The sequence below is a fragment of the Streptomyces omiyaensis genome, from assembly GCF_014650895.1.
GTDB lineage: Bacteria > Actinomycetota > Actinomycetes > Streptomycetales > Streptomycetaceae > Streptomyces > Streptomyces omiyaensis.
The window spans coordinates 44,810-66,686 of the sequence record NZ_BMVV01000023.1; the positions used below are offsets into that span (position 1 = coordinate 44,810).

19 protein-coding genes are annotated in these 21,877 nt (G+C 74.9%); 8 read left to right on the forward strand and 11 right to left on the reverse strand.

The window, feature by feature from the left end:
* Window positions 1-26: 26 nt before the first annotated feature.
* Entirely contained in the window at window positions 27-1,217 is a 1,191-nt protein-coding gene (locus IE287_RS29340) for a PP2C family protein-serine/threonine phosphatase (protein ID WP_189852243.1), read from the reverse strand.
* A 185-nt stretch (window positions 1,218-1,402) separates the two neighbouring features.
* Entirely contained in the window at window positions 1,403-3,205 is a 1,803-nt protein-coding gene (locus IE287_RS29345; RefSeq protein ID WP_229883810.1) for an ATP-binding SpoIIE family protein phosphatase, read from the reverse strand.
* 219 nt (window positions 3,206-3,424) lie between these two features.
* On the opposite strand from IE287_RS29345, the gene IE287_RS29350 reads away from it, so the two are divergent.
* Complete coding sequence (locus IE287_RS29350) at window positions 3,425-4,246, forward strand: polysaccharide deacetylase family protein (RefSeq protein WP_189852245.1); 822 nt, start codon at window positions 3,425-3,427, stop codon at window positions 4,244-4,246.
* Window positions 4,247-4,267: 21 nt separating this feature from the next.
* On the opposite strand, the gene IE287_RS29355 is transcribed toward IE287_RS29350, so the two are convergent.
* Window positions 4,268-4,708 carry a hypothetical protein gene (locus IE287_RS29355; protein ID WP_189852246.1) on the reverse strand — a complete coding sequence of 147 codons (441 nt, stop codon included), beginning with the start codon at window positions 4,706-4,708 and terminating at the stop codon, window positions 4,268-4,270.
* Window positions 4,705-6,168: a glutamate/gamma-aminobutyrate antiporter GadC gene (gadC, locus tag IE287_RS29360; protein ID WP_189852247.1), complete on the reverse strand. Its 1,464-nt coding sequence runs from the start codon at window positions 6,166-6,168 to the stop codon at window positions 4,705-4,707. The genes IE287_RS29355 and gadC overlap by 4 nt, the downstream gene beginning before the upstream one ends.
* 186 nt (window positions 6,169-6,354) lie before the next feature.
* On the opposite strand from gadC, the gene IE287_RS29365 reads away from it, so the two are divergent.
* The 5 genes from IE287_RS29365 to IE287_RS29385 are packed head-to-tail and all read left to right on the forward strand — an operon-like array spanning window position 6,355 to window position 12,351.
* Window positions 6,355-7,635 carry a threonine/serine exporter family protein gene (locus IE287_RS29365; protein ID WP_229883811.1) on the forward strand — a complete coding sequence of 427 codons (1,281 nt, stop codon included), beginning with the start codon at window positions 6,355-6,357 and terminating at the stop codon, window positions 7,633-7,635.
* Window positions 7,636-7,662: 27 nt separating this feature from the next.
* Entirely contained in the window at window positions 7,663-8,535 is an 873-nt protein-coding gene (locus IE287_RS29370) for an ABC transporter ATP-binding protein (protein WP_189852248.1), read from the forward strand.
* Window positions 8,532-9,527, forward strand: coding sequence for an iron-siderophore ABC transporter substrate-binding protein (locus tag IE287_RS29375; protein ID WP_189852249.1), 996 nt, complete (start codon window positions 8,532-8,534; stop codon window positions 9,525-9,527). Before IE287_RS29370 ends, IE287_RS29375 begins: the two co-directional genes overlap by 4 nt.
* Window positions 9,528-9,548: 21 nt before the next feature.
* Window positions 9,549-11,612 carry an iron ABC transporter permease gene (locus IE287_RS29380; RefSeq protein WP_189852250.1) on the forward strand — a complete coding sequence of 688 codons (2,064 nt, stop codon included), beginning with the start codon at window positions 9,549-9,551 and terminating at the stop codon, window positions 11,610-11,612.
* Window positions 11,613-11,664: 52 nt separating this feature from the next.
* Entirely contained in the window at window positions 11,665-12,351 is a 687-nt protein-coding gene (locus IE287_RS29385; RefSeq protein ID WP_189852331.1) for an adenosylcobinamide amidohydrolase, read from the forward strand.
* Here IE287_RS29385 and IE287_RS29390 read toward each other — a convergent pair.
* From IE287_RS29390 to IE287_RS29420, 7 genes are all read right to left on the reverse strand, one after another.
* Window positions 12,344-13,258 carry an adenosine kinase gene (locus tag IE287_RS29390; RefSeq protein WP_189852251.1) on the reverse strand — a complete coding sequence of 305 codons (915 nt, stop codon included), beginning with the start codon at window positions 13,256-13,258 and terminating at the stop codon, window positions 12,344-12,346. The two genes, IE287_RS29385 and IE287_RS29390, sit on opposite strands and share 8 nt — an antisense overlap.
* Window positions 13,259-13,409: 151 nt before the next feature.
* Window positions 13,410-14,648 carry a cytochrome P450 family protein gene (locus tag IE287_RS29395; RefSeq protein ID WP_189852252.1) on the reverse strand — a complete coding sequence of 413 codons (1,239 nt, stop codon included), beginning with the start codon at window positions 14,646-14,648 and terminating at the stop codon, window positions 13,410-13,412.
* Window positions 14,645-15,874: a cytochrome P450 gene (locus IE287_RS29400; protein WP_189852253.1), complete on the reverse strand. Its 1,230-nt coding sequence runs from the start codon at window positions 15,872-15,874 to the stop codon at window positions 14,645-14,647. Before IE287_RS29400 ends, IE287_RS29395 begins: the two co-directional genes overlap by 4 nt.
* The gene (locus tag IE287_RS29405; RefSeq protein ID WP_189852254.1) at window positions 15,871-16,500 is read right to left on the reverse strand and encodes a GTP-binding protein; all 630 of its coding nucleotides are present in this window, start codon (window positions 16,498-16,500) and stop codon (window positions 15,871-15,873) included. The genes IE287_RS29400 and IE287_RS29405 overlap by 4 nt, the downstream gene beginning before the upstream one ends.
* Complete coding sequence (locus IE287_RS29410) at window positions 16,481-16,837, reverse strand: DUF742 domain-containing protein (RefSeq protein WP_189852255.1); 357 nt, start codon at window positions 16,835-16,837, stop codon at window positions 16,481-16,483. The genes IE287_RS29405 and IE287_RS29410 overlap by 20 nt, the downstream gene beginning before the upstream one ends.
* Window positions 16,834-17,235, reverse strand: coding sequence for a roadblock/LC7 domain-containing protein (locus tag IE287_RS29415; RefSeq protein WP_189852256.1), 402 nt, complete (start codon window positions 17,233-17,235; stop codon window positions 16,834-16,836). Before IE287_RS29415 ends, IE287_RS29410 begins: the two co-directional genes overlap by 4 nt.
* Window positions 17,232-18,785 (reverse strand): ATP-binding protein, encoded by a 1,554-nt coding sequence (locus tag IE287_RS29420; protein ID WP_189852257.1) that lies wholly within the window; start codon window positions 18,783-18,785, stop codon window positions 17,232-17,234. The genes IE287_RS29415 and IE287_RS29420 overlap by 4 nt, the downstream gene beginning before the upstream one ends.
* Window positions 18,786-18,981: 196 nt before the next feature.
* On the opposite strand from IE287_RS29420, the gene IE287_RS29425 reads away from it, so the two are divergent.
* Window positions 18,982-19,791, forward strand: a complete 810-nt coding sequence (locus IE287_RS29425; RefSeq protein ID WP_189852258.1) for an SDR family NAD(P)-dependent oxidoreductase — start codon at window positions 18,982-18,984, stop codon at window positions 19,789-19,791.
* Between the two features lie 134 nt (window positions 19,792-19,925).
* Window positions 19,926-21,863 carry a CASTOR/POLLUX-related putative ion channel gene (locus IE287_RS29430; protein ID WP_189852259.1) on the forward strand — a complete coding sequence of 646 codons (1,938 nt, stop codon included), beginning with the start codon at window positions 19,926-19,928 and terminating at the stop codon, window positions 21,861-21,863.
* Window positions 21,864-21,877 lie beyond the last annotated feature (14 nt).

Consider the following 21,877-nt stretch of genomic DNA (forward strand, 5'->3'; position numbering starts at 1 on the left):
GGGCCCCCGCCGCCGTCCGCCTCCGCTCAGGAGCGGGCGGCGGCCAGGGGCTGCGGGGGGAGCCGCCCGCCGGCGGGGCCGTCGCGGACCACCAGCAGGGCGGTCGTGTCGTCGACCAGGCCGCGGGCGCCGAACCGGGCCAGATCGTCCCCGAGCAGGCCGGGGATCCGGTCGGCGGGCTCGTCCGCCCAGGCCCGGAGCCGCTGCTCCAGCGGGTAGAAGGCCCCGTCCCGGTCACGGGTCTCGGAGACGCCGTCGGTGAACATCAGCAGCCGGTCCCCGGGGCCGAACGGCACCTCCTCCACCGTGAACGGCAGGTCGACCGGTACCGGCAGGTGGACCGGGACCGAGGGCGAGGAGAACTCGACCGTCTCCACGGTCCCGTCCCGCTGCACCACCGGCGCCGGGTGGCCGCAGCTGAGCAGCCGGATCACCGGCCGGTCGTCGGGGATCTCCGCGAGCAGCACCGTCGAGAAGCGGTCGGCCGCCTCCGAGCGCGGCGCCCGCTCCGCGTAGCGGGCCATGCTCTCCTCCAGGCGCCGGGCGATCGCCGGCAGGTCGGGGGCCGTGTACGCGGCCTCGCGGAAGGACCCGAGGAGCAGCGAGGCGGCCTCCACCGCGGGCAGCCCCTTGCCCTGGACGTCGCCGAGCATGATCCGGACGCCGTCGCGGACCTGGAGGGCCTTGCAGAAGTCGCCGCCGACGTGCGCGCAGGCGGCGGAGGCCTCGTACAGCAGCCGCAGGTCGACGGTGCCGAGGCGGGGCGGCAGCGGGCGCATGACGGCCGACTGGGCGGCCTCGGCGACGGCGCTGATCTGGCGCAGCTCGGCCTCGCGGCGCTGCCGGGCGTGGCTGGAGACGGCCGCGGCGAGCACGACGACACCGAGCACCACCTGGCCCGCGAGGAGCGCGGGGAAGAGGTCGTCGCCGCGCACGACGGTGAGGGCGGCGGTCACGCCCATGGTGAGCCCGCCGATCGCGGCCGTGCCCCGTGCGGACCAGGTGGCCGCGGCGAGCGCCGGGGCGGCGATCAGGAAGCGGTCGAACCGTTCCTGCGGCGAGGTCAGCGCGTCCGCCAGGGTGGCGAGCACGATCACCAGGAAGGGCAGCACCCGCCCGATCAGGTAGCGGAGCTCCGCCCGGCCCGCGGCAGGGGCACCGTGCGCGGCGGCCGTGACGTCGGCCCGCCGTGCGGTGGCGGTCGGATCCGCGGCCATGGCCCTCCTCGGTCGGACTCCCGCCCGGCGGCGGGACGCGACGGCTCTCGTCCGCCAGGATGCCCGGAAGCCGTGCGCGGCGGGCAGGGCCGGAGGTCACCCGGCACCCGGGACGTCCGGCCCGTCTCGCGGGCCGGGCCTCTCCCGCGGATCCCGGAACGGGCCGGACGGCCGCCGGAGAGGGACTACACGGGCAGGTCCTGCTCCGCCCAGACGACCTTGCCGCCGGAGGTGCGGCAGGTGCCCCAGCGACGGCACAGCATGTTGACGAGCTGGAGGCCGCGTCCGCCCTCGTCGCTGAGGTCGGCGTGCTGGATCTGCGGCAGGTCGGGGCCGGTGTCCGAGACCTCGACGACCAGCCGCTCGCCGCGCAGCAGCCGCAGCTCGCCCGGTCCGTTGCCGTACCGCAGGGCGTTGCCGACCAGTTCGGAGACGACCAGTTCGCAGACGTCGGCGAGGTCGTCCAGGCCCCAGTCGGCGAGCTGGCGGGTGACGAGCCGGCGGGCCTCGGAGGCGGCCCTGCCGTCGCCGGAGAGCGGCCACACCCGCAGCCCGGTCTCCGGGCCGAGCGGCACGGCCCGCGCCGTGAGCAGCACCGCCTCGTCGAAGCGGCCCGGGCCCGCCGGGGCCGCGGCGATCAGCCCGCCGCCCTCCAGGACCGAGGGCGGCATCGCGAGCGCGGCCGCCCGCAGCCGGCAGAGCTGCTTCTCCAGGTCGGCGCCGCGCGCCTTCACCAGGCCGTCCGTGTACAGCACGAGCGCGCCGCCCTCCGGCACGGTCACGGTGACCGGGTCGTACGGGATCACCCCGGCGCCCAGCGGGGCCCCGGCCGGCAGCGCGACGAACTCGGCCCCGCCCCGTCCGTCCAGCAGGAGCGGCGGCAGGAGCCCCGCGCCGGCCAGGGTGCACCGGGAGTCCGCCGGGTCGTAGACCGCGCAGAGGAAGGTGGCGACCTGGTCGTCCTCCAGGTCGCGGGTGGCGAGGTCGAGCCGGGCGAGGACCCGCTCGGGTGCCATGTCGAGGGTCATCAGGGTCCGGGCGACGGCCCGGAGCCGTCCCATGGTGGCGGCGGCGGGCAGTCCCTGGCCCATCACGTCGCCCGCCATCAGGGCCGTACGGCCGCCGGGCAGGGACATGACGTCGTACCAGTCGCCGCCCACCGTGTGCCGGGCGGCCGAGGGCGCGTACTCGGCGTGCACGCGCAGGCCCGGCGTGACCGGGGTGGCGCGGGGCAGCAGGCTGCGCTGGAGCGAGACGACGTGCTCGCGCTCCCGGCCGTAGAGGCGGGCGTTGTCGATGAAGACGGCGGCGCGGGACGCCAGCTGTTCGGCGAGGGCCAGATCGGTGGCGGAGAAGGGCGGGCTGCCCGGGCCGCGGACGAAGTCGGCGCTGCCGAGCAGCAGCCCGCGGGCGATCAGCGGCACCGCCAGGTAGCTGTGCACGCCGAGGGCGCGCATCGCCGCGGCGCCGCTCGCGGTGGGGGCGACGCGGTCGAAGTCCTCGTCGCGCATCCGGCCCACCAGGACCGGCTTGCCCTGCCGCAGACAGTACTGGTGGAGCAGCGTCTCGTGCCGCTTCTGGTCGCGGACGAAGGTCTCGCCCACCGGGGTGGCCTCCAGGGCGGCCATGGTGTCGACGGCGGAGAGCGCGACCGCCCGCATGGGCGGGACGCCGCTGCCGGTCCAGCGGGAGCCCTCCTCGCCGTGCAGGACGCTCTCCATGATGTCGACGGCGGCGCCGTCGGCGAAGGCCGGCACGGTGAAGTCGGCCAGTTCCCGGGCGGTGCGCTCCAGGTCCAGGGTGGTCCCGATGCGGGTGCTCGCGGCGTTCAGCCAGGCGAGCCGGGTCTCGGTGCCGGCCCCTTCGAGCGGAATCCCGCCGGCGGCCCGGCGCCGCCGGGCGCGGAGGGCCGCGGACCGGTACACGGTCGAGGTCCGCACGGACGAGACCCTGCCGGTCAGGCGCCGTCCGCCGCTGCCGCCGCTCACTCTTCCGGCCTCCATACGGGAACTCGACCAGGTGTGGTGCACAGTCTGCACCGGAACCCCGTCCGGCGCACCATTCGAACGGCAGCGGAATCGCAGCCGAACGGTAGCTCTGTCACATCCGCCGAAAGAGTGAAACCTGTTCGGGGTCTGTTCCGTCCTCACCCCCGGGAACGCGCCGCAGGGCGCGGGGTCGGATCGGGAGCGAGGATCGGAGGGCGCATGCGCCGGATGGGCAAGTACACCGCGCACGTGGCCGTGTTGGCGTCGGCGGTCGGCATCAGCCTGGCCGCATGGGGGGCGACGGCCCTGGTGGGAGGGGGCGACGACGCCCTGGCCGCGGGGGCCGGGGGCGCGGCGGCACCGAAGGCGCCGGCCCAGCGGGCCGACGGCGCGGGCCGCCCCGAGCAGCCGACGGCGCGGGTGCCGGTGGGGATCGCGCACGCGGCGGAGGCGGGCGGACGGGCCGTCAACATCACGATCGACGACGGGCCGGATCCGCGCTGGACGCCGCAGATGCTGGACATCCTCAAGGAGAACGGCGTCAAGGCCGTCTTCTGCATGATCGGCCCGCAGGCGAAGCGGCACCCGGACCTGGTGAAGCGGGTGGTGGCCGAGGGGCACAGGCTGTGCGACCACACCATGACCCACGACACGGCGATGGACCGCAAGCCCGTGGCGTACCAGGAGCGCCAGATCCTCGACGCGCGGAGGATGATCGAGGAGGCGGCCGGCGGGGTGGAGGTGCAGTACTACCGCGCGCCGGGCGGGGCGTTCACGCCGGACAGCCGGAAGATAGCAGCGGCCGCCGGGATGCGGCCGCTCGGGTGGAACGTGGACACCAAGGACTTCGAGCGGCCCGGTGCCGCGGCGATCGTGCGGACCGTGAAGAACGAGCTGCCGAACGGGCCGACCATCCTCTTCCACGACGGCGGCGGCGACCGCTCGCAGAGCGTGACGGCGCTGCGGGAGGTGCTGCCGTGGCTGAAGGAGCAGGGCCGCACCTTCAGCTTCCCGGTGCGCACGGCCCCGGACACCCCGTGATGCCCGGAGCCGCACGGCCCGTCAGCGCTTCACGGTGTCGTCGGTCTTGAGGTCCTCGACCGCCTCGTCGAACTCGTCCACCTGGTCGGGGCAGTAGACCTGGAGGACGATCCGCTCGGCGTCGACCGCCTTGGAGTCGGCGATGACCGGGCGGCTGCCGGGTCCGGTGGCACCGTTGGAGAGCTGCTGGAGCTGGTACAGCGCCTTCTTGAGGGCGTTGCCCGGGTTCTCGCAGACCTGGCCGCCGTCGGTGCCGAGCAGCCGCTCGGCCGTCTCCTGGTCGGGGGCGGGGTAGCCCGCCTTCACCAGCTCCTCGCTGAGCTGCTCGGCCTTCCGCGAGGTCTCGTTGGTCCGTTTGAAGCTGCTGTAGCGGATCAGGCCGGTGATCAGCAGGCCGACCAGGATCACGATCGCGCCCCAGTAGATCCATTTGTGCTCGGAGGCGAAGCGGGTCGGGCTCATGCGGCGTCCCCCTCGTGGGTGGTGGCGTCGGCCGTCCGCCAGCTGGGCTTGCGCAGCTTCAGGAAGGCCCAGGGGATGAGCAGTCCGAGGATCACCAGGCCGCCGCCGACGATGAGGATGTACGACCAGACGCTGTTGCTGCCGAACTGCGAGGGCGGGACGAAGCCGATGAGCATGGCCGCGAGCGAGGAGAGCAGGCCGACCGAGCAGATCAGGCCGAGGGCGGGCGCCCGGTAGCCGCGCGGGTGGTCGGGCTTGAGCTTCCGCAGCCGCATCGCCGCGACGAACATCAGCAGGTAGACGATGAGGTAGACCTGGGTGGTGATGGTCGAGAAGATCCAGTAGACGCTGGAGACGTTCGGGATGAGCGCGTACCCGAGGGCGATGACCGAGGTCACGATGCCCTGGGTGACGAGGATGTTCTGCTGGATGCCGAACTTGTTGAGCTTCTGGAGGAACGGCGGCAGGTAGCCCTCGCTGCGGGAGATCTCCAGGAGGCCCTTCGACGGGCCGGCCAGCCAGGTGAGCATGCCGCCGAGGGAGGCGGAGATCAGCATGATGGCCGCGATCGGCGTCATCCAGCCGACGCCGAAGTACGAGAAGAAGGCGTCGAAGGCCTGCATGACGCCGGCGGTGAGGCTGAGCTGGTCGGCCGGGACGACCCAGCTGATGGCGAGCGCGGGCAGGATGAAGATCAGCAGCACCAGGCCCATCGCCAGGAACATCGACTTGGGGTACTCCTTCGCCGGGTCCTTCAGCGAGGAGACGTGCACCGCGTTCATCTCCATGCCCGAGTACGACAGGAAGTTGTTGACGATCAGCACGAGGCTGGCCAGGCCGGTCCACTGCGGCAGCAGGTGGCTGCCGTCCATCGGCGCGGCCGAGGGGTTGCCCTGGCCGAGGAAGACCATGCCGAGCACGACGAGGATCGTGCCGGGCACCAGGGTGCCGATGATCAGGCCCCAGCTGGAGAGCCCGGCGAGCGCCTTGGTGCCGCGCGAGGAGACCCAGACGCCGGTCCAGTACAGGACCATGATGACGATCGCCGTGTAGACGCCGTTCGAGGCGAGCGAGGGGTCGATCACGAAGGCGATCGTCGAGGCCACGAAGGCCAGCAGGCTCGGATAGTAGAAGATCGTCATCGCGAACTGGCACCACACGGCGAGGAAGCCGAGCGGCTTCGACAGTCCCTCGGCCACCCACCGGTAGACGCCGCCCGACCAGCCCGAGGCCAGCTCGGCCGAGACCAGGGCCGTCGGCAGCAGGAAGACCACGGCGGGCACCAGGTAGAGGAAGACGCAGGCGAGTCCGTACACGGCCATCGTCGGGGCGGCCCGCAGGCTCGCCACCGAGGCGGTGGTCATGAGGGCCAGCGTCACCCAGGTGATCGTGGGGGGAGCGGTCGGCCGTGCCACGGCACGGGATTGCGGCAGATCGGCCGGGACGTCCATCGATGCCATGGGCCCTCCCTGGGGTTTCGGCGTGATCCGCACCAGGTTCGGCCGTCGCGGGCGGGACCGCAGGGCGGGGCGTCCGTTCGGGTGACGGGGGGTCGGGGGGAGGGGCGGGCGCCCGGCGCCGGATGCCGGGTGCCGCCCGCCGGGGGATGCTGATCGTTCGTCACCCTGCTACCCGAGGAGGCGGACGTGGTGCGACCCGAGGGGGAGCAGGAGCGCCCGGCGGGCGACGCCGGACCCGATCCGGTCGCCGGCTTCCTGGCCCGGCTCACCGGGCTGCTGCTGCGGACCTCCGGCGAGGGGGCCGAACCGATCGAGCGGGAGGTCACGGCGGTTGGGCGGGCGCTGGGCGCCGAGGTGTCGGTGCTGCTCGTGATGGACACCGCCACGCTGACCGTCGCCGTCCCGGGCCGGCCGGCCGCGACCGTCGTCGTGCACGCCGTCCCGGAGGTGGCGCGGCTGGACCGGATCGCCGCGCTGAAGCCGCTCGTCGCCGACGTGTGCGCGGGGCGCGCCGGGCCGGCGGAGGCGACCGCACGGCTGGACCGGATCGAGGCGGCGCCCGCGCCGTACCCGTGGTGGCTGAAGCTGGTCGGGATCGTGCTCTTCTCGCTGGGCTTCGCACCGCTGATGCAGCCCACCTGGTACGAGCTGGGCACCACCGCCGTCCTGGCGGCGCTCGCCGCGCTCCTCGCGGTGGCGTCGGACCGCGTCCCGCGGCTGGCCCGGGTGCTGCCGCTGGTCGCGTCGACGGCGGTGTCCGTCGTGACGATCGGCCTGTTCGCCGGCGACCCGGCGCACGGCGGGCCGGTGCTGCTGATGCTGCCCGCGCTGTTCTTCTTCGTCCCCGGCGACTACCTGAGCGCGGCCGCCGCCGAGCTCGGCGCCGGACTGATCACGACGGGCGCGATCCGGCTGGTGTACGCGGTCTTCCTGCTGGTCCAGCTCTGCGTCGGGGTCCTGTTGGGGGTGTACGTCACCGGCACCTCCACCCGGGCGCTCTTCGACACGGCCGCCGCGTCCGACCTGCCCCGCTGGGTGCTCTTCGCCTCCTGGACCGTCTTCACGGTCGGGACCGTGCTGGCCTTCGCGATCCCGCGCCGCTTCTTCCGGACGCTGCTCGCCCTCGTCTACCTGACCGTCGGGGTGCAGTCCGCCGCCACCGTGCTGATCGGGGAGACCGGCGGCACCTTCGTGGCGGCGGCGGTGCTCGCGGCGGTGGCGACGCTCCTCTCCCGGGGGCCGGGGCGGCCGCCCCGCCTGCTGCTCGTGCTGCCCGGCTTCTTCACGCTCACCGTGGGGTCGCTCGGCATGCGCGGGCTGACCACGCTGGCCGGCGGGCACGTCGTGGACGGCTTCTCGGACCTGCTCGAACTCGTCCTGGTCGTCACGGCCATCGCGGTCGGACTGGTGCTCGGCGCCACCGTCGTGCCGGAGCGGAGGGCGGAAGCGCACCCCCCTGTTCCCTGAGGATGAGGTTAGGCTAACCTAATCCTCGTGCAAGCAGGTGAAGAGACCTCCACGGTCCCCCGCCCGCGCGGTCACGAGCTGTCGGCCACCGCCGTCACCGTCGCCTACGACGGAGTCGACGTCGTCCACGACGCCTCGCTGACCCTGCGGCCCGGCCAGGTGACCGTCCTCGTGGGACCGAACGGCAGCGGCAAGTCCACGCTGCTCCGTACGGTCGCACGGCTCCAGCGGCCCCGCCGCGCCGAACTCGTCCTCGACGGCGACACCGACGGGCTCGCCCTGAGCCCCCGTGAGTTCGCCCGCAAGGTCGCGCTCCTGACCCAGGGCCGGCCCACACCGGGCGGACTCACCGTCCGCGACCTCGTCGAGTTCGGCCGCTATCCCTACCGCGGCCGCTGGGGGAAGTCCGACCCGGACGGTCCCGCCGCCGTGGAGCGGGCGCTCGCCCTCACCGGCGTGGACGAACTCGCCGACCGGGGGGCCGAACACCTCTCCGGCGGGCAGCTCCAGCGGGTCTGGCTCGCCGGCTGCCTCGCCCAGGAGACGGGCGTCCTCCTCCTCGACGAGCCCACCACCTACCTCGACCTGCGCTACCAGGTCGAACTCCTCGACCTCATGCGCGACCTGGCGGACCACCACGGCATCGCCGTCGGCGCCGTCCTCCACGACCTCGACCAGGCCGCCGCCGTCGGCGACCGGATCGTCCTGCTCCACGCGGGCCGCGTCGTCGCCGACGGCCTCCCCGAGGAGGTCCTCACCGGACCCCGCCTCACCGAGACGTACGGCATCCGCATCGAGGTCGACACCGACCCCCTCACCGGACGGCTGCGCACCCGCGCGCTGGGCCGGCACCACACGCGAACCCCCGCGCGATCCGAAAGGCTCAGCCCCACCTCATGAGAAAGAACCTCCTCACCGCCGCGGCCCTCACCACGGCGGCCCTCGCCCTGTCCACGCTCACCGCGTGCGGCACCACCGAGCCCGCCGCCGACGCCAAGGCGGACAAGAAGGCCGAGCCGATCACCCTCACCGACGACACCGGCACCGAGGTCAAGCTCGACGGCCCGGCCACGAAGGTCGTCGGCACCGAGTGGAACGTCGTCGAGCAGCTGATCTCGCTCGGCGTCGACCCCGTCGGCGTCTCCGACGTCAAGGGCTACAAGACCTGGAACACCGCCGTCCCGCTCAAGAACGACCCCAAGGACGTCGGCACCCGCGGCGAGCCCAGCATGGACACCATCGCCGCGCTCAAGCCCGACCTCATCCTCGCCACCTCCGACCTGCCGCCGGCCGCCGTCAAGCAGCTCCGCGCCGTCGCCCCGGTCCTGGAGGTCAAGGCCGCCGACGGTGCGAACCCCATCGGCCAGATGACGAAGAACCTCGACCTCATCGCCAAGGCCACCGGCACCACCGCCAAGGCCGACGAGCTCAAGAAGGGCTTCGAGGCGAAGCTGGAGGAGGGCAGGAAGGCCCTCGCCGACGCCGGTCTCGCGGGCGCCGAGTACGCCTTCGCCGACGGCTACCTCGTCTCCAACCAGGTCTCCATCCGCCCCTTCACCAGCGGTTCGCTCATCGGCGGCGTCAACGAGAAGCTCGGCCTGAAGAACGCCTGGACCGTCAAGGGCGACCCGGCCTACGGCCTCGGCGCCACCGACGTCGAGGGCCTCACCAAGCTCGGCGACGGCGTCCACTTCGCCTACATCGGCAACGACGGCGACCCGAGCGCCACCCCCTTCTCCGGCGTCCTCGCCAAGGACAAGGTGTGGACCTCCCTGTCCTTCGTCGAGAAGGGCAACGTCCACCGCCTCCCCGACGGCATCTGGATGTTCGGCGGCACCGGGTCGATGAACCAGTACGTCGACTCCGTCGTCACCGCGCTCACCAAGAAGTAGGACACGAGGAACCACAGCACCATGGCCGTCACCGCGACCACCCCCGCCGCTCCCACCCAGGCCGCAGCCACCCGCACGGGCGCGGCCGCGGTGACGGCCTCACTGGTCCTCCTCGTCGTCTGCCTCGCGCTCGTCGACATCACCCAGGGCACCGCCTCCGTCGGCGCGGCCGAGATCGTCAAGGCGATCACCGGCCACGCCGACCCCGGCGACGCCTCCGTCGTCGTCGCCTCCCGGCTGCCCCGCATGGTCGCCGGACTCCTCGTCGGCGCCGCCCTCGGCATGGCCGGCTCCGCCCTCCAGGCCGTCAGCCGCAACGCCCTCGCCGCGCCCGACACCCTCGCCGTCAACGCCGGCTCCTACTTCTCGCTCGGCCTCGCCGCCGCCACCGGCGTCTCCCTGCCCTTCCTCGCCTCCTCCGGCATCGCCTTCGTCGGCGGACTCATCGCCGCCGCCGTCGTCCTCGGCCTCTCGGGCCTCGGCTCCGGCACGGTCCGGCTCGTCCTCGCCGGCAGCGCCCTCACCCTGGGCCTCACCGCCCTCACCGAGGGCCTGCTGCTGCTCTTCCCGCAGCAGACCGAGGGCGTCTACCACTGGAACCAGGGCAGCATCGCCCAGAACGGCTTCGACGGCGTCCTCCAGATGCTGCCGATCGCCGTCGCCGGCCTCGTCGGACTGCTCCTCCTCGCGCGCCGCGTCGACGCCCTCGCCCTCGGCGACGAGGCGGCCCGCGGGCTCGGCGTGCCGGTCCGCTCCACCCGCGTCATCGCCGTCGTGCTCGCCGCGCTCCTCGCCACCGCCGCCGTCACCCTCGCCGGGCCCGTCGGCTTCGTCGGCCTCTGCGCCCCGGCGCTCATGCGGCCGCTCGCCCGCCGCTTCCGCGGCTACGCCCGCAGCCGGGTCTTCGTCCCCGCCGCCGGACTCGCGGGCGCCGCCCTCGTCCTCGGCGCCGACGTCCTGCTGCGCTCGATCGTCCCCGCCGACACGGCCGTCTCCGTCCCGACCGGCGTGGTCACCAGCCTCGTCGGCGCGGTCTTCGTCATCGTCATGGCCACCCGGCTCCGGGACACCGGCGACGTCGCCGTCGACCGGCTCCGCATCCGCAGCCGCACCGCCTTCCTCGCCACCACCGCCGTCCTCGTCGCCGCCCTGGCCGGCGTCACGATCGGCGGCGTCCTCCTCGGCGACGCCAAGCTCCTCCTCGGCGACGTGACCAACTGGGCGGCCGGACAGGCCGGCCAGACCGTCTCCTTCGTCCTCGACACCCGGGTGCCCCGGGTCCTCGCCGCGCTCCTCGCGGGCGCCGCCCTCGCCCTCGCCGGCACCCTCGTCCAGGCCGTCACCCGCAACCCGCTCGCCGAGCCCGGCATCATGGGCGTCTCCGGCGGCGCCGCCCTCGGCGCCGTCCTGCTCGTCACCACCGTGCCGATGGCCGGCTCCTGGAGCGTGGCCGGCGCCGCGTTCACCGGCGCCGCGGGCGCCGCCCTCGTCGTCTTCGGCTTCGCCGCCCGCGGCGGGTTCAAGCAGACCCGGCTCGTCCTCGTCGGCTTCGCCGTGCACACCGCCACCGCCGCCGTCGTCGCCCTGCTCATCATCCTCACCGACCCCTTCAACGCGACCAAGGCCCTCACCTGGCTCTCCGGCTCCACCTACGGCCGGACCCTGCCCGACGTCCTGCCCCTCGCCGTCGCCGTCGCCGTGGGCCTCGCCCTCGCCCTCGCCCGCCGCACCGAACTCGACCTGGTCTCCCTCGACGAGGACACCCCCCGCCTCCTCGGCCTCCCGCTCGGCCCCGGCCGGCTCGGCTTCCTCGTCCTGAGCGTGGTCCTCAGCGCCACCGCCGTCGCCGCCGCCGGCACCATCGGCTTCGTCGGCCTGGTCGCCCCGCACGCCGCCCGCGCCCTCGTCGGACGCCGCCACCACCGGGTGATCCCGGTGGCGGTCCTCCTCGGCGCCGTCCTCGTCGGCGCCGCCGACACCGTGGGCCGCACCGTCATCGCCCCCGCCCAGCTCGGCGCCGGCACGATGACGGCCATCATCGGCACCCCGTACTTCCTGTACCTCCTGGTCCGCAGCCGTCGCTGACCGGCCCGTAGGATCACCGGGACGTACGGGTGAGAGCGAGGAGCGCGTGACCGTGACCGCCGTGGTGGAACCGGCCCCGCCGGCCCTGTCCGCGCCCCCGGAACTCCTGGAGCGGGACGAGGACGGGCAGCGCCTCGGCGCCCTGCTCTGGCGGCCCGGGTCCGGCTGGCGGGCCGTCAGCAGCGCCGTCCTCGGCGGCGGGATCGGCGAGCGGGCCTGGGTGATGAACGTGCAGGTCGCCCACGGCTACACCCGGACCGACCCCGAGGCGCACCTCGCGGAGCTGGCCCGCAGGGCCGGGCTCCGCGGCCCGGGGGTGGGACTGATGACCGCCGCCGAGGTCGCCCGGCGCGGGACCGGTTCCGACGGCGGCGTCGAGGCGGTGGCCACCGCCGGGATCGAGGTCCGCGGATGGGCGGCGGCACCGGGACCGGCCGTGCCTGCGCCCCAGGCCCCGGGGACCATCAACATCGTCGTCACGGTGCCCGCGCCGCTCACCGACGCGGCCCTCGTCAACGCCGTGGCGACCGCCACCGAGGCCAAGGTGCAGGCGCTGCTCGACGCCGGGCACGACTGCTCCGGCACCCCGACGGACGCGGTCTGCGTCCTCGCCCGGCAGCCCCCGGCCGGCGGACCGGCGGAACCCTTCGCGGGGCCCCGCTCGCTCTGGGGGGCCCGCCTGGCCCGCGCCGTCCACGCGGCGGTCGGCTCGGCGCTGCCCGCCCCCGGCGTCAGCTGAGCGCGGCCACCTCGGCGAGCAGCGTCTCCCGGTCCACGGCGTCGCTCGCGGTCGCGGGCACCGTGCAGGCGAAGGCGCCCGCCACCGCCCCGTACAGGGCGCACCGCTCCGGGGGCTCGCCGGAGAGCCGGCCGAAGAGGAAGCCGGAGGCGTAGGCGTCCCCCGCCCCGTTGGAGTCCACGACCGGACGGCGCGGTGCGACCGCCGGCACGTGCAGCGGCTCCCCGCCCGCCCGCGTCAGCAGGTACGAGCCCTCCGCGCCGGCCGTGGCCACGACCACCTCCGCGCGGCCGTGCTCCAGCACCCGGCGCATGGTCGCCACCGGGTCGGACAGCGCCGTCGTCGAGACGAAGACGACGTCGGAGCCGTACGCGAACGGCTCGTGGTAAGGATTCTCCCCGTCCCAGTCGTGCAGGTCCGTCGAGACCGTCGGCCCCGCCTCGTGGAGCAGCGGCAGGGCGAAGGAGCACGGGTACGTGATCGAGACGTGCACGTGCCGGGAGTCCGCCGCGAGCCCGCGGACCAGGTCCTCCGGCAGGCGGTCCGACTCCCGGGAGCGGCTGTCGTCGTAGAGCGAGAGCCGGCGGCCGTCCGGACCCACGAGGTTGACGGCCCGCTTGGTGCCGCCGGGGAGCGGCACCTCGGTGAGGCCGATGCCGCGGTCGCGGTGGAAGGCGCGGACCAGGTCGCCGGCCTGATCGTCGCCGATCATGTCCAGGTGATGGGTCCGCAGCCCCAGCGCGCTCACCCCCAGCGCCACGAAGTCGCCGGTCTGCCCCGCGCGGGCCTCGATGCCCGGACGGATCATGTAGCTGTCGGCGTACGGCAGCGGGAGTTCGGGGACGTACACGATCGTGTCGACGCCCGCCCCTCCCAGGACGAGGACGTCGTACGCACTGCTGCCCATCGCTTCTCCTCTCGCGGAACCCCGGCGAGTCAACCAGCCCCCGCACCGGCTCCGCAAGATCTTGCACGATCTTGCGGAAGGAGTGTGCGCGGAGACGGCGGTGGCCCGCTCCCCGAGGGGAACGGGCCACCGCGACGGGCCGGTCCGGACGTCAGCCGAGCACGACCGGGAGGTCGAAGAGGTCGTTCTGGGTCACGACCGGCTTGTTCCGCAGCTCCTCGCGCGGCACCGCGAGCCGCAGCCCGGGGAAGCGCGCGTACAGCGCCGGCAGGGCCACCCCCGCCTCCAGGCGGGAGAGCGCCGCGCCGGGGCAGACGTGCGGGCCGTGGCCGAAGGAGATGTGCCGGATCGGGCTGCGGGTGACGTCGAAGTCGCCCGCCGTCCCGCCGTGCTGCTCCTCGTCGCGGCCGATCGCGCCGTGCGACACGATCAGCGCCTCGCCCTTCGGCAGGACCCGGTCGCCGACCTGGATGTCCTCGCTCGCGAAACGGATCAGGACGTGCGAGGTCGGCGTCGACCAGCGCAGGGTCTCCTCGATCACGTTCTCCCACGGCACCTCGCCCTTGAGGACCAGGGCGCGCTGCTCCGGGTGGGTCTCCAGGGCGACCACGGCGTTCACGATGAGGCTGATCGTCGTCTCGTGGCCGGCCGCCACCATCAGCTGGAGCGTGTTGGTGATCTCCTCCGTGGTGAGCCGGTCGCCGTCCTCCGAGGCCTCGATCAGCGCACTGGTCAGGTCGTCGCCGGGCGACTCCTTCTTGCCCGCCACGATCCCGGCGAAGAGCGTGCCGAGGTCCGCCATCATCTGCGGCACCTCCTCCGGAGGCGTCTGCGTCGAGAAGAACTTCTCGAACAGCGCCTTCATCCGCGGGTGGTCCGCCGCGTCCACGCCCATCAGCTCGCTGACCACGCTCATCGGCAGCGGGTAGGCGAACTCGGCCTTCAGGTCCACCGTCTCGCCCGCCGGGCGCTCCGCCAGCCGGTCGAGCAGACCGCCCGTCAGCTCCTCGATGCCGGCCCGCAGCCGCTCCACCCGGCGCGCGGTGAGCGCCTGGGCGACCAGCGTGCGCAGCCGGCGGTGCTCCTCGCCGTCCACCGTCAGCATCGACCGGCCCGGGTTGGCGAGGCCGATCAGCGGCCAGTCGAGGGGTATCTCGCCGCGCTGCCAGGCGCCCCACTGCCCGATGTCCTTGACGAGCCGGGAGTCCGTGAGGAGCGCCCGGGCCTCGGCGTGGCGGGTGACGGCGAAGCAGGGCACGCCGCCCGGGAGCACGACGCGGGCGAGCGGGCCGGCCGCGCGCAGCCGGGCGCCCTCGCCGTCGAGGTCGGTGACGAACGGGTCGAGGACGACGGGCTCGGCGCCCGCGCCGTGGTCGATGGGGCAGGTCATGCGGTCCCTCCAAGGGCGGGGGTCGGGGTGTACGTCACCGGGAGCGCGGTGAGGCCGCGCAGCCAGGGGGAGGGGCGACGGGTGAGGGCGGGCTCGGCGACGGCGAGGTCGACGTCCGGCAGCCGGTCGAGCAGGACCTCGATGCCGGTGCGGGCGATGGTCTCGGCGACCTCCTGCGCGGGGAACGGGCAGCGGTGCTCGCCGTGGCCGAAGGAGAGGTGGGCGTTGTTGCCGCCGGTCAGGGCGCCCGCGTCGGCCCGGACGTGGGGGTCGGCGTTGGCGGCGGCGAGGCCGAGCAGCACCAGGTCGCCGCGGCCGATGGCCCGCCCGCCGAGACGGGTGTCGCGGGAGGCCCAGCGGCCGGCGACGTTCTGGGTCGGGGTGTCCTCCCAGAGGACCTCGTTCATCGCCTCGCCGACGCTGTGGCGGCCGCCGGAGAGGGAGGCCGCGAAGCGGTCGTCGGTGAGCATCAGGCGCAGCGAGTTGCCGATCCAGTCGGCGGTCGGCTGGTGGCCGGCGGCCATCATCACCATGAGGTCCTGGGCGACCTCCTCGACGGTGAACCCGGCGGTGTTGCCGAGCATCCGCGAGGCGACGTCGTCACCGGGGTCCTGCGCCTTGGCGGTGAGCAGCGCCCCCATCGCCCCGGCCAGGTGCTGCTGGCCGGCCAGCGCGCCGGGACCGCCGTTGATCATGTCGTTCATGGCGGTGACGAGGGCCGGGCCCTCCTCGTCGGCGAAGCCGTAGATGCTGGCGAGGACCCGCACCGGCAGCAGCATGGCGTACTCGGCGATGATGTCGCAGGAGCCCTTGCCGCAGAGTCCGTCGATGAGCTCGTCGGCGAACCGCTCGGCGCGGCTCCGCAGTTCGAAGGGGTCGACGGACTCCAGGGCGGCGGAGATCACCCCGGCCCGCTCGCGGTGGCGCTCGCCGACCGTGTAGAGGATCGACGGCTGCTTGCGGCCGATCATCGGCAGCAGCGGCCAGTCGGCGGGGATCGCGTCCCACTGGTTCCACAGCTCGGAGTCGCGGGAGAAGAGCACCGGGTCGCTGGTGACCTGGTGCAGCTCGCGGTAGCCGACGACCAGCCAGGCGGGCACGTCGCCGTCGAGGACGACCGGGGCGACGGCCCCGTGGTCCCGCCGGATCCGCCGGTAGAGCTCGACGGGGTCGGTGTGGAAGCGGGGGCCGCTCAGCGGGACGGGCGCGGGCTCGGCAGGGTTCACGGGGCGGGCTCCGGTACGGGGCGCCGACCGTGTTCCGGGTCGGCGGCGACGACGTTCTTCAGGTGCTCGACGAGCGAGATGAGGACCTGCTTGCTGGACTCCCGGGACCGGGCGTCGCAGAAGACCAGCGGGACCTCGTCGGCGAGGTCGAGGGCGTCGCGGATCTCGGCCGCGGTGTGCGCGGGACCGCCGAAGTCGTTGCAGGCGACGACGAACGGGGTGCCGTGGTGCTCCAGGCGGTCGACCGCGTACCAGGAGTCCGCGATCCGCCGGGTGTCGACGAGGACGACCGCGCCGAGCGTCCCGGAGAAGAGCCGGTCCCACAGGAACCAGAACCGCTCCTGGCCGGGCGCGCCGAAGAGGTACAGCACGTTGCGCGCGTCGAGCGAGATGCGGCCGAAGTCGAAGGCGACGGTGGTGGCCGTCTTGGCGGCGACACCACCGGTGTCGTCGATGCCCTCGCCGGCCTGCGACATGGTCTCCTCGGTGTTCAGCGGACGGATCTCGCTGACCGAGCGGACCAGGGTGGTCTTGCCGACCCCGAAGCCGCCGACGACCACGATCTTCAGTCCGTTGTCGGCGGTGCTGCTCAGGGCCGGGCGCTGCTCAGAGATTGCGGAGTCCAACGAGCACCTGCTCCAGGATGTCGTGATCGGGAAGGCGGTACGAGGTGGGGCGCGGGTGCCGCGCGCTGATCCGGCCGGTGTCGTGCAGGTCGGCCAGGAGGATGCGCGTGATCGACACGGGCAGTCCGAGTCCGGCGGCGACCTCCACCACGGCGGTGGGGAAGCGGCACATCCGCAGGATGGCGGCGTGCTCGGACTGCATGCCGGGGACCGGCTCGCACTCCGACACGACGAGCGTGACCACGTCGAAGGCGGTGGATCCGGTGCCGCTGCGGCCGCCGGTCAGGGTGTAGAGCCGGTCGGGGGAGTCGTCGCGACCCGGCCTGACGCGGCTCATCCCCGCGGCCTCGCGACGAGGTGCTCGCCCAGCTGCTCGACCAGTTCGGTCATGTTGTGCCCGACCAGCCCGGCGTCGGCGTCCTCGTCGGCGACGAGCGCGAGGTGGGCGCCCTCCCCGGCCTCGACGATGAAGAGGATGCCGCCGTAGAACTCGGCCATCGCGGAGCGGACCCCGCCGGTGCCGTCGCCGAACTCCATGGACGCGCCGTGCGACAGGCTCTGGATGCCCGCGGCGATGGCGGAGAGCTGGTCGGCCTGGTCGACGGAGAGGCCGGAGGTGCGGCAGAGCTTGAGGCCGTCCCGGGAGAGCACCAGGGCGTGCCGGGTGCCCGGGGTGCGTTCCAGCAGGCCCTCCAGGAGCCAGCTGAGCTTGTCGTCGGTGGTCGTGCCGGTCATCGCGGATTGCCTTCCGAATGGGGGTGGTTCGAGGACGGCGTGGTCGGTTCCGCCGCGGGTGCGGCGGGCGCCTCGGGGCCGGCGGCGGGGGTCGCGCCGGGCTTGCCCTCGGTGCCGCGCGTGCCGCTCTGGAAGCCGCCGAAGCGGGCGCGGGCCGCCTCGCCGGTGCGGGGCGCGGGCGGGCGGACCGGCTCGGCCGGGTTCTTCCCGGCCTCCTGGTGGGCGGCCAGGGTGCGGCCGCGGCGCCGGCGCGGCAGCAGGGCCCCGTCGGTCTCCTCGGCCGCGGTGGTGCGGGCGGTCTCGGGCTCGGGGGCCGGAGCGGCGCCGGGGGCGGCGGCCGGGACGGTCTCGGAGCGGGGGGCGGGGATCTGCGCGACGGCGGGGGCGGTGGTGGCCGCGGGGGCGGCGGTCGCCTCGCTGCCGCGGGAGACGATCTCCTGGGGGATCATCAGGACGACGCCGGTGCCGCCGCGGGCGGAGGGCCGGAAGGAGACCGACAGGTTGTGCTTGCGGGCCAGCCGGCCGACGACGTGGAGGCCGAGGCGGGTGCCGGAGAGGCCGGCCAGGTCCTGGGCCGTCGCGTCGACGGCGGCCTCGGCGCGCCGGAGCTGGACGTCGCTCATGGTCAGACCGCTGTCCTCGACGGTGATGACGACGCCGGCCGGGACCTCCTCCACGTAGACGTGGACCTCCGCGCTGGGCGGGGAGAAGTTGGCGGCGTTGTCGAGGAGTTCGGCCAGCGCGTGCATGACGCCCTCGGCGGCGTGACCGGCCACGGCCGCCTCGCACTTGGAGTGCAGCCGGACCCGCTGGTAGCCGGCGATGCGGCCCATGGCACCGCGCAGGATCGACTCCATGACGATGGGCCGGGCCCAGCGGCGGCCCGAGCGGGCGCCGGTGAGGACGGCGACCGAGTCGGCGAGCCGGCCCGCCTGGGCGGTGCGGTGGTCGAGGTGGAGGAGGTCGGCGAGGACGTCCTCGGCGGCGTGCCGGTGCTCCATCTCGCGGAGGTCGGCCATCATGCTCGTGGCCAGCGCCTGCATGCGGCCGGCCGCGTTGGCGGCGGCCGCGAGGGCGGCGGACCGGGCGGACTCGGCGCGGCGCAGCCGCTGCTCCAGTCCGGCGACGGCGGCCGCGTGGCCGGCGGCGAGCCGCTCGGCCTCGGCGCGCTGGAGGCGGACCAGTTCGTCGGTGCGCGCCGCGTGCGCGGCGGCCTCGGCGGCCGCCTGGGACTCGTGACGCTCCTTCAGGGCTGCGGCCTCGCGCTCGGCGGCGGCCAGCCGCTGGGCGGCGTAGGCGTCCTGGGAGGCGACCTGGGCGGCGAGCCGCTCGGCGCGCCGGGTGAGGCCGCGGGCGGTGCGGGCGTACCAGGTGACGGCGAAGGCGGCGGCTCCCAGGAGCAGCACGCCGCAGACCGCGAACCAGGCCAGGGAGGGACGGACTTCGGCCGGTGCGGCGCTCGTCGCGGCGGCGGTGAGCGCACCGCCCGCGGCGACGGTCAGCACGGAGGCGATCAGGGCAGGACGGAACGGGGTGGGCGACGCCGACATCAACCGGACTCTCGAGAGGCAGGCACAGGGGAGGATCGGAACGACCGCACTATAGAGGCGTTCTTGATCGGTTCGGAACTCACCCTGACCGTATCGATATCCGGACAGGCTCAAAACCTTCCAAAAGGTGGCACTCATTCCGCTCCGGCGCCGCCACGGGCCCCGCCGCGCCCACCCTCCGCCCCCGGAGGGCAGAATGACGGACCGTACGGTACGTCCCCGATCGGAAGGCCCCCCGGTGCAGCTGCCCGACACAGGCCGGCGCGTCCTCGTCAGCGGCGCCTCGCGTGGGCTCGGCCGGGCGGTCGCCCGCGCCTTCGCCGCCCACGGCGACCGCGTCGCCGTCCACTACGGCACCCGCGCCGAGGAGGCCCGCGCCACCCTCGACTCCCTCGACGGGACCGGCCACGTCCTGGTGGGCGGCGACCTCGCCGACCCCGCGGGGGCGGCGGCGGTCGTCGACGCGGCGGCCGGGGGGCTCGGCGGCATCGACGTCCTGGTCAACAACGCGGCGGTGAACCTCCCGCACCCGCTCGCCACGACCCCGTACGAGGAGTGGGCGGAGCTCTGGCAGCGGCACGTCTCCGTCAACCTGCTCGCCACCGCCCACCTGAGCCACCTCGTCGCCCGCCGGATGATCGACCGGGGAGCGCCCGGACGGATCGTCAACATCGGCTCCCGGGGCGCCTTCCGGGGCGAGCCGGACCACCCCGCCTACGGCGCCACCAAGGCCGCCGTCCACGCGCTCGGCCAGTCGCTCGCCGTCTCCCTCGCCCCGCACGGCATCGGCGTCGCCTCCGTCGCCCCCGGCTTCTTCGCCACGGAACGGGTCGCGCCCCGCCTGGAAGGACCCGAGGGCGAGGCGATCCGCGCGCAGAGCCCCTTCGGCCGGGTCGCGGACGCCGACGAGATCGCCGCGGCCGTCCTCTGGCTCGCCTCGCCCGCCGCCGAATGGGCGTCCGGCACCATCCTGGACCTCAACGGAGCTTCCCACCTGAGGAGTTGAGCGGAGCGCGGGCGGGCCGCCCCGGCGCGCGCCGGGCGAACGACTCGAACGCGTGCCTCCCGCGCGCTTGCCCGAAAGGATGAACGGCGGGCGTCGGCGGCGTTTCGCGCCGGGACCCCCGTCACCCTGCTGCCGTGCCCAAGGAACGCGCGTACACGGTCCCCGCCCAGCGGGCGCCCGGGCGGACCCGCTCCGCCCCCGGACCGGCCGCCCGGGCGGCGGGACCCCCCGCGCGGCCGGGCCCGCGGGACCGGCTGCGGTACTGGATCGACCGGACCGTGGTGCGCGGGGTGCCGGCCCTCTCCGCCTGGCTGGCCCTGGCCTGCCTGGGGCTGGTGGCCCCGGCGAGCGCCCTGCTGGTGTGGACCGACAGCAAGGCCCCCGACACCCTCCAGGGCAAGGCCGCCACGATCTGGCGGACGGTCGGCCAGACCCTCCGGCTCGGCGGCGAGGTCGGCCCGCCGCTGCGCATGGTCCTCTCGGTCTTCCTGGCCCTGGTGTCCCTGCTGTACGTCTCCTTCCTCGTCGGGATCGTCACCACCGCCCTCACCGACCGCCTCGCGGAGCTGGAGCGCGGCCAGACCACGGTGGTCGAGCGCGGCCACACCCTGGTGCTCGGCTGGTCCGAGCAGGCCCCCACGGTCGTCGCCGAGCTCCTCGCCGCCCACGCCCAGCGCGGGCGGGGCGCCGTGGTGGTCCTCGCGGACCGCGACAAGGCCGAGATGGAGCGGGAGCTGCGCGACGCGCTGCCGCCCCGGGCGCGGGTCCGGCTCCTCTGCCGCCGGGGCCGCCCCGCCGACCCGGCCGCGCTGGCCCGGGTCACCCCCGCCGCCGCCGGGGCGGTCGTCGTCCTGCCGCCGGACGCGCCCGGCGCCGACGGGCAGGTGATCAGGACGCTCCTGGCGCTCCGGGCGGCGGTGGGGGAGGGCTGTCCGGTCCAGGTGGTGGCGGCGGTCCGGGACGGCGCCCACCTGCCGACCGCGCGACTGGCCGCCGGACCCGGCGCGGTGGTCCTGGACGTCGACGACCTCGCGGCCCGGCTGCTCGTCCAGTGCGTCCTGGAACCGGGCCTCGCGCTCGTCCTGGAGGACCTGCTCGACTTCGCCGGGGCCGAACTCCACGCCCTCCGCCCGCCCGGCCTCGCCGGCCGGCGCTTCGGCGAACTCGCCGCCGCCTGCCCGGACTCCTGCGCGGTCGGGATCGTCCGGGGCGACGGCACCCCGCACCTCGCCCCGCCCCCGGAGACCCTCATGGCCCCGGGCGACGCCCTCCTCGTGCTGGCCGAGGACCACCGCGCCACGATCCTGCCCGCGGGGCCGGGGCCGGGGCCGGGGCCGGGGCCGGGGGCCGAGCCGGCCGCCCCCGTGGCCCCGGAGCGCCCGGTGGCGGTTCCCGGGGCGGTTCCTGCGGCGGCGGGGTGCGCCGCGCGGGGCGACGTGCCGCCCGTCGCCGGTCCGCGCCGGGCGCTGGTCCTGGGCTGGAACCGCCGGGGCGAGCGGGTGACGGAGGGCCTCGCGCGGTGCGGGATCGCCGCGGTGCGGGACGAGGCCGCTGGGCGGGCGGTGCGCACGGAGGGGTACGACCACGTCGTCGTCCTCGCGGGCCCGGACGGGGAGGAGCACCACGACCCCGACGGCGCGGCGCTGGTCGCCCTGCTCCACCTCCGGGAGCGCGCGCGGGAGTCGGGCCGGAGCGTGCCCGTCGCCGCCGAGCTCACCGACGCCCGCAACCGCCCCCTGGCCCCCGCGGGCCCCCGCACCGACCTTCTGCTCACCGGCCGGCTCGCCGCCCTCCTCATGGCCCAGGTCGCGCAGGACGGGCGCCTCGCGGCGGCCTTCGACGAGCTCTTCGCCCCCGCCGGTCCCCGCGTCCGCCTCCGCCCCGTCACCGACTTCGTCCCGCCCGGCACCGAGGCCTCCTTCGCCACCCTGGCCGAGGCCGCCGCCCGCAACGGCGCCGCCGCCCTCGGCTACCGGCTCCGGAACTCCCCCCGCCCCCGGCTCAATCCGCCCGGCGGCGGGGTCAGGCGCTGGTCCCCGGGCGACCTCCTCGTCGTCGTCGACCCGTCCTGAGCCGTTCCTCACCC